We start from the raw sequence: 847 nt of genomic DNA, 5'->3' as shown, positions 1-847 counted from the left end.
AACCTCTATCGCAAGGTATTTCCGGTTTTTATACCTACAACGGTTTTCACAGCATTTTCCAAATTCAGATTAATCGCACCGTCAAAGGATTGATGGAAGAAAACTGGGTGTATGGGGATGATCTTAAAGCTCATGAAATTGATCATGATAGTGCTATTCAGGGGGTTCAAGCCCGCTATTATCAAGATTATGTCAATGAGTGGAAAACTCTGATAGAGGATATTCAGCTTAAACAAGCTCCAAGTTTGGCTTTAGCAACAGAGCAATCAAGAGTTTTATCCGGTGTAGAAAGACCAATTGAATCACTTCTGCGTGCAATACAAAAGGAAGTGGGGTTATCGAAAGTAACGTTATCGGAAAATCAAAAGGCAGCAACGGAAGTCGCAGGAAAGGTTGCAAAAGTGAAGTTTTCTAATACGGCAGACAAACTCGATATGTATTTGCCTGAAGAGAATGGATTTAATGTTGCTCTACCAGGTAAAGAAGTTGAATCCCATTTCACCGAAATCTTACGACTTAGTGAACAAGACTTTGATGATATTCAGCAAGCGATGGTGAATTTGCGTTCGTACTTATCTGATTTGTCTAGCTCAGGGAACAATCAAAAAATTGCTTACAAAAGCATATTGGATGGAACGGTGACTCAGGATGTTGCTGCCTCCTTTGCTAGAGCAAAAGATCTCTTACCAAAACCGTTTAATCAATGGTTGGGAGAGTTGTCACAGGAATCGGTTAAGTTTGCAGAAAGCGGCTCTAAAGATCATCTAAATCAACTTTGGGTGACTAATGTAGTGCGTCCTTATCAGCGGACTATAGCAGGTAGATACCCATTTGAACCTAATGCAAC

Annotated in this window: 1 protein-coding gene; it reads left to right on the top strand. The window is 40.1% G+C overall.

Annotated elements, in window-relative coordinates:
• A partial coding sequence (locus tag R8O10_RS24490) for an ImcF-related family protein (RefSeq protein ID WP_318191854.1) occupies positions 1–847 on the top strand: 847 nt, incomplete at both ends.

The sequence above is a fragment of the Vibrio sp. 1727 genome (assembly GCF_033344415.1).
GTDB classification, from domain to species: domain Bacteria; phylum Pseudomonadota; class Gammaproteobacteria; order Enterobacterales; family Vibrionaceae; genus Vibrio; species Vibrio alginolyticus.
This window is presented reverse-complemented; position numbering and strand designations above follow the sequence as displayed.